The 7,664-nt window shown below is 68.9% G+C and carries 1 protein-coding gene; it reads left to right on the top strand.

All coding sequences use genetic code 11. From position 1 onward, the window contains the following. Positions 1 to 217: 217 nt before the first annotated feature. On the top strand, positions 218 to 7,664 hold a 7,447-nt coding region (locus tag ABD671_RS02750; RefSeq protein WP_344731679.1), incomplete at its 3' end, for an InlB B-repeat-containing protein.

Here is a 7,664-nt window from a genome sequence, read left to right on the forward strand (position 1 = left end):
CGGTTTCCGGTATAGACCGGGGCTGATCGCGCCCCGGTGGCCGGAGAACGCGTGTTTCACTGCGCTGCTGGCTCAGGATCGGTGGTCCTGGGTCGCCCCGCCCTCCCCGGTTGCCCAGCAGTGAAGGACCCGTCCCATGCGGTCTGCCCCCCGTTCGAACCGACCCTCCGTGCGTGCCGGTAGAGCGTCGCGGTGGCGTCGTCCGCTGATGGGTGGCTTGGTCCTGGCCGTTGCGTGGGGTGTCTCGCCGACGCAGCCGGTGGTGGCGGCGACGGTCCCTGCTACGACCTTCGCGAGCCTGCAGCAGACGACCTCGACGTGCACGGGTGCGACGACGGTGGTGCTGTCGAACGATGTGTCGGGATCAGGCACGTTGAGCATCAACTGCGACCTGACCCTGGATCTGAGCGGCCACAACCTCGGCGCCGACCTGATCACGGTCGGTACGGGTCTGTCGTTCACCCTGACCGATGCGACGACCTCGGGCGCGGCCGGGACGGCGACGCTCGCGCGGGGTATCCGTGCCGATGGTGCCTCGATCACGCTCACAGGACGGTCCCATGTCAAGGCGACCGGTACGGATGGCTATCCCGCGATCGGTGCGCTCTCGACGACCCCGGCGGTGGCCATCACGGTGGAGGGCGATGCGGTCGTCGACGCCGACGGCACGCAGAACGGTCAGGGTATCGGTGGGGGTCCGATCACGATCCAGGGCCATTCCGTGGTCGACGCCACGAGCGCCGGCAGCGGTGCGGCGATCGGCGCCGCCAGGGCTGCCTTCTCGCCGGCGATCACGATCGGTGGGGACGCCACCGTGACCGCCACTGGCGGCCTCCTCGCGGCAGGCATCGGGAGCGGCTGGAACCCCAGCCTCTGGACCGGTCCCGTGGTGATCAAGGACCGTGCCGTGGTGACCGCTGTCGGCGGAGTGGGAGCGGCCGGGATCGGCACTGGTCGCTCGGGGTTCTTCGGCGGCACGATCGTCATCGGGGCCGGCACGACCGTGACGGCCACGGCAGGCTCATCCTCGAGTGGCGACTTCCCCGCGGCCATCGGCGGCGGTGCGAACACGTCCTACTCCACCAACGGGTCCACCACGATCGCCGGCACGGTGACGGCCATCAGCGAGTACTCGGCCGTCGGGATGGGAACGTTCAGCGGCGATCCTCAGCTCGGATCGGGCGCGATCACCATCAAGACGGGTGGGGTGTTGCGGGTCCCGGCCGCGAACATCGTGTTCCCGAACGGCTACGGGAGTCAGCTGGTCGTCGAGAAGGGTGGGCTGATCACCGGGTCGGGCGGCCCCTCGCCGACCTACGGGGGCATCGTCGGGAATGGAGTGGTCCAGAACGACGGCGTCATCGATCTGCCGACGGCGAAGGTGCTGGCGCCGGTCGCGGGGCACGACTACCGACTCGACCTGAACGCGAACGGCGGGTCGGTGTCGCCGTCCTCGGTGACGGTGTTCGCCGACACCCTGGCCAACGGCAACCGGACGCTGCCAACGCCGACGCGTCCCGGCTACGCGCTCACCGGCTGGAACACCCAGGCCGACGGGTCCGGGACGACGGTCGACCGCTCGACCGATCTGACCCAACTGCTCCCGGACTCGACCGGCGCGCCGACGTCCCGGACGCTGTACGCCCAGTGGTCCCTGATGACCAGCGTGACGACCTTCGACGATCTGGCGGTCGTCGCGGACTCGTGCACCTCGCCGACCACGGTGCGCCTCGATGCTTCCTTCAACGCCACCGGGCGTCTCTTCGTTGATTGCGACCTCACGATCGACATCGCCGGCCGCAGCGTGCTGCTCGGCGGCATCACCGTCCGCTCGGGAACACTCACCATCACCGACACCACGCCGAACGGCCAGCAGAACGGCTTGCTCAATCTCGGAGGGGTCGCCCTCCCCGGGACTGATCTCGTGATCACCGGTCGGGCTCATGTGATCTCGGACGCTCCGTTCGGTCAGAACGGCGCGGGCCTCGGCAACATCGCCAACGAGCCGGGCGCGTCCATCACGATCGACGGCGCCGCCACCGTAGCGGCGACGAGCCGGGGCACCGGCCCGGCGATCGGCGGTGCCTCCGTGACCATCCGGGGGAGCGCCGTCGTGAACGCCACCTCCACCGGGACGGGTGCGGCCATCGGCGGCGGTGACGGCCAGGCGACGGCTCCCATCACGATCGGTGGTACGGCCCGGGTCACCGCGATGGGCAGCTTCGGGGGGACAGGCGGTGCTGCCATCGGTACCGGACGCGACGGTACGTGGGCCGGAGACGTCACCATCTCCGACAACGCCAACGTCGACGCGACCGGGGGGACCGGGGCAGCGGCGATCGGGGGCGGGAAGAACGTCGGCGGTGGCGTCGTCCGCATCGGTACGGGCACGACGGTCTACGCAGTCGGCCTCGGACCGGTGGCGGGGAGCAGGTCGACCGGCGCGACGATCGGAGCGGGTGCCGACGCCGACGGCGGCACCGTCACGATCGCCGGCACCGTGACCCTTCAGAGCTTCTACACCGCGCTCGGTGTCGGTCTGGGCCCCGACGGGGTCGCCTCTCGTCGATTCGGGACGGTGACGATCGCGACGGGCGGACGCGTCAACGGGCCCGCCCCTCTCTTCGTGACGGAGTCCGATCCGAACGGGCCCGAGCTGATCATCGAGAAGGGTGGGTTCGTGGCGGTCACCAGGTCGATCCTCGGAGGAACGACGACCGGCCAGATCCTGAACGATGGTGCGATCTCGCTGGGTTCGGCCTCGGTGAGTGTGCCCGTCCAACATCGGAACTACCGGTTCTCGCTGGTGCTGGACGCCGGTCAGGCTCCGTTCCTGACCACCCTCGTCCTCGCCGACACCGTGTCGGCTGCGAGTGCCTTCCTCCCGGAGCCGTTCGCACGGGCCGGCTTCGCCTTCGGAGGATGGAACACCAAGGCTGACGGTTCGGGAGCCACGATCTCCAAGACGACCGACCTCACCACGATCCTCCCAGACGCCCCCGGGGCCCCGACCGAGCAGACGCTCTACGCCATCTGGTTGCCGCTGACGTCGGTCAGCACCGCCGCCGACCTCGCGGGAGTGTTGAGAGGATGTTCCGACACCGAACCCCCGCTCAGGATCACCGTTGCGGCACCGATCACGGCAAAGTCCTCCGAGATGGTGGTGAACTGCAACGTGGTGCTCGATCTGCACGGGAACGACGTAGCGGTCCGCAACGTGGTGATCGGAGCGGGGAAGACCTTCGAGGTCACCGACTCGACGCCGGTATCGAGCCAGGTTGTCGCGGGGACCTTCACGGCGGATGGGAGCAACTCGAGCACTTTCTTTGCCGGGATCCGGACAACAGGCGCGACGTTCCGGGTCTCCGGAACCGCGAAGGTCGTCGCACGCGGCACTGATGGTTCGGGTTTCAGAGGCGCAGGCATCGGCGGGGACTTCCAGGGCGCAGGTGGTTCGGTCGTCATCAGCGACTATTCCGTCGTGAGTGCCTTCGGTGGCCGTGGAGCCGCCGGTATCGGTGCCGGCTCATACGCACGGTCGGGGGGCGAGGTGACGATCCAGGGACATGCGGTCGTCGATGCTCACGGACTGGGCGGGGCCGCCGGTATCGGAGGTGGCTTCGCTGACGTGGGTGTGGATGCCCCTTCCGTGACGCTTACCGTACGAGGCGACTCCCGCGTGACTGCTGTCGGCGATGGGGGAGCCGGGATCGGCGCCGGCTACTTCGGCAGCGGCGGGACCGTCACGATCGGTGATCGGGCCGTAGCGGTCGCCACGGGTGTGGTCGGGGTCGGTGGGGTGTCGTTGGGTGCTGAGTCGGGAGGGTCTGTCACGGTGGCTGGCACGCTCGTCGCCTCGGGTACGTTCTCGGCTCTGGGGACGCATTCCGGCGAGCTGTTCGGCTCGGTCGTGGTGAAGAGCGGCGGCGTGCTGCGGCTGCCGTCGGGTCCGTTGGTGATCCCGGATTCGAACTCCTCGGGTCCGGAGATCACGGTGGAGCCCGGTGGTCTGATCACGGGTTCGGATGCCCCGTTGCCGACGTACGCGACGATCTCGGGTGCGGGGCAGATCCAGAACGGTGGTCGGATCCTGATGCCCGCGTTGAACGTGGGCGTGCCGGTGACGAAGCGGAACTACGCCATCTCCTTCGACCTCGACGGTGCGGCGGGCTCGCAGCCGTCCTCGACGACGGTGTTCGCGGACACGGTCACCAACGGTGGTCGGGACTTCCCGGCCGATCCGGTGCGGCCGGGGTTCACGTTCGCCGGCTGGAACACGAAGGCCAACGGAACCGGCACGACGGTGACCGGTGCGACCGACCTGACGGCGGTGCTGGCGGATGCTGCGGGTGCGGCGACGTCCCAGACGCTGTACGCGCAGTGGCGGGTTCTGTCATCGGTCGGCACGTTCGACGATCTCGCGGGTGTGCTGGGTGGTTGCTCGGCCACGGATCCGCCGTTGACGGTGACGGTGACAGCGCCCATCTCGGCGGCGTCGTCGGAGTTGTCGGTGAACTGCAACGCGGTGCTCGACCTGCACGGGAACGACGTGAAGGTCCGCAACGTCGTGATCGGGGCGGGGAAGACCTTCGAGATCACCGACTCGACGCCGGTGTCGAGCCAGGGCGTCGCGGGGACGTTCACGGCGGATGCCTCCATCGTCACGAACCTTGCAGCAGCAGCCATCCAAACCACCGCGGCGACATTCCGCGCTTCCGGCACGGCGTCCGTGGTCGCCCGTGGCGCACTCGGGCCCAACGACACCGGTGCAGGGATCGGTGGCGGCTTTCGGGGTGCCGGCGGCACGGTCGTGATCGGTGACCATGCGGTCGTGAGTGCCTTCGGCGGCAACGGTGCTGCAGGAATCGGAGCTGGTGGTTCAGCAAGGTCAGGTGGGACGGTGACGATCGAGGGCGACGCCGTCGTTGACGCCCGTGGTGCTCGCCTGGGCGCTGGCATCGGAGGCGGATCCGCGGATAGCGGGTTCCTTGTACCTTCGGTGACCCTTGTCGTCCGCGATCGAGCACGTCTGACGGCAATCGGGGCCTCCGCAGCTGGCATCGGAGCTGGCGTCTACGGCAATGGCGGCAGTGTCGTGATCGCCGATCAAGCCGTCGTCGCGGCCTCGGGGCTGGTCGGCGTCGGCGGGATCGATGTGAATGACATTCCGGACACCTCGGGTGGCTCCCTCACGGTCTCAGGAACCCTCGTCGCATCAGGAACGGCCTCGGCTCTGGGCACAAACCGACAGAGCGGCGTCTTGTTCGGTTCGGTCGTCGTGAAGTCGGGTGGTGTGCTGCGGTTGCCGTCGGGTCCGTTGGTGATCCCGGATTCGAACTCCTCGGGTCCGGAGATCACGGTGGAGTCGGGCGGCCTGATCACGGGTTCAGATGCCCCGTTGCCGACGTACGCGACGATCTCGGGTGCGGGTCAGATCCAGAACAGTGGTCGGATCCTGATGCCCGCGGTGAACGTGGGCGTGCCGGTGACCAAGCGGAACTACGCAATCTCCTTCGACCTCAACGGTGCGGCGGGTTCGCCGCCGTCCTCGACGACGGTGTTCGCGGACACCGTGGTCAACGGTGGTCGGGACTTCCCGGCCGACCCGGTGCGGCCGGGGTTCACGTTCGCCGGCTGGAACACGAAGGCCAACGGAACCGGCACGACGGTGACCGGTGCGACGGATCTGACGACCGTGCTGGCGGATGCTGCGGGCGCGGCGACGTCTCAGACGTTGTACGCGAAGTGGCAGATCAAGTCCTCGGCCACCACGGTCGAGGATCTGATCGGCATCGCGGGTGGGTGCACCTCGGCGACAACGTTGACGTTGCCGGTGGACATGACGACGACTGCGCGTCTGTTCGTGTCGTGTGATCTGACGATCGATCTGGCTGGCCACAGCCTGAGCGTGGGGGCGGTCACGGTGCCGACGAACGCGAGGTTGCGGATCACCGACAGCACGGTCGACAAGGCTGCTGCTGGTCTGTTCACGGTCGCACATGGCCTTCAGGTCGCCGGTGGTTCGGTGACGATCGACGGCACGGCGCGGGTGAGGGCGACCGGGGACGGGTCGTTGCCGGCGATCGGTCCGGGGCCGGGGTCGAACGGCTCGGTGCTGATCGGCGGTGACGCGACGGTGGTCGCGACCGGCGATGGCACGGCGGGCAACAGCAATGCCGGTATCGGTGGTGCGGTGACGATCAAGGACCGCGCCGAGGTGACGGCCACGGGCAGTGTCGGGGCAGCCGGTATCGGAAGCCGCAAGGAGACCAACCAGACGCAGGCGATCCTGATCCAGGGCAGTGCGGTGGTGACGGCGACCGGTGGTGCTGGTGCCGCGGGAATCGGGTCCGGTGAGGCGGGCAATGCCGGCACGATCACGATCGGTGCGGGCACCACGGTGACGGCGACCGGCACCGGGGTGCAGTTCCCGGGGCCGGCGGGCATCGGTGGGGGCGCCTACGGTGCCGGTGGTGTGGTGACGATCTCCGGCACGGTGACGGCGTCCGCGCCGTTCAGCGCGGTCGGTGGGGGATCCTCCGACAACGGTGTGGCCGCCACGGGGTTCGGTCTGGTGACCATCAGGTCTGGTGGTGTGCTGCGGGTGCCGTCCGGTGAGGTGCGCATCCCGGACACCTTCTCCGGCGCGTCTGAGTTCGTGGTCGACGCTGGTGGCCTGGTGGCGGGTTCGGTGCCGGACACGAACGGTGCGTCCACCTACGCGACGATCCGCGGGGGTTCTGCCACGACGGGTCAGATCAGCAACAGCGGCGTGATCACGCTGCCGTCGGCGAACGTGCTGGTGCCGGTGACGAGGCGGAACTACGCGTTGTCGTTCGACCTGAACGGTGCGGCCGGCACGGCGCCGGGGTCGGTGACGGTGTTCGCGGACACAGTCACCAACGGGGGCCGGGTGTTCCCGACGTCGCCGTCGCGACCCGGGTTCACGTTCGCAGGGTGGAACACGAAGGCGGACGGCACCGGCTCGACGGTGACGGCGTCGACGGACCTCACGCAGCTGCTGGCGAACGCGCCGGGTACCGCCACCGCGCAGACCCTCTACGCACAGTGGACGCCGTTGAGCTCGGTGAGCACGGTTGCCGATCTCGTGGGTCTGCTGGCCGGGTGCACGGCGGTCGACCCGCCGCTGCCGGTCACGGTCACGGCCGATCTGGACCTGTCCTCGAGCGAGTTGGTGAGCAACTGCAACATCGTGCTCGATCTGAACGGTCACTCGGTGTCGGTGCGTGATGTGGTGCTGAAGCCGGGGACGACGTTGGAGGTCACGGATTCCTCGACCGCTCCGACGCCGCCGGGTGTGCTCACGGTTGATGCGTCGGGGACGTCGGGTCTGCCCGGCATCACGAACGGTGGTGCGGATCTGGTCGTGTCGGGTCGGGCGACGGTCTCGGTCGTCGGTGGTGCTGGTGCATCGGCGATTGGGGACCCGACCAACGGCTTGGGCACGGTGACGGTGAAGGACGGCGCGACGCTGCGGTTGCCGTCGGGTCAGCTGGTGGTGCCGGACTCCAACAGCGGCTCGAAGCCGGAGATCGTGGTCGAGAAGGGCGGTGTGATCTCGGGGTCGGGTGGTGCCTCGCCGACGTACGCCTCGATCGTGGGTCCGGGTGGCGGTGCGCCGTCCGGGTCGATCTCGAACGCCG

This window comes from Nocardioides fonticola (assembly GCF_039536805.1).
In the GTDB taxonomy this organism is placed as follows: Bacteria; Actinomycetota; Actinomycetes; order Propionibacteriales; family Nocardioidaceae; genus Nocardioides; species Nocardioides fonticola.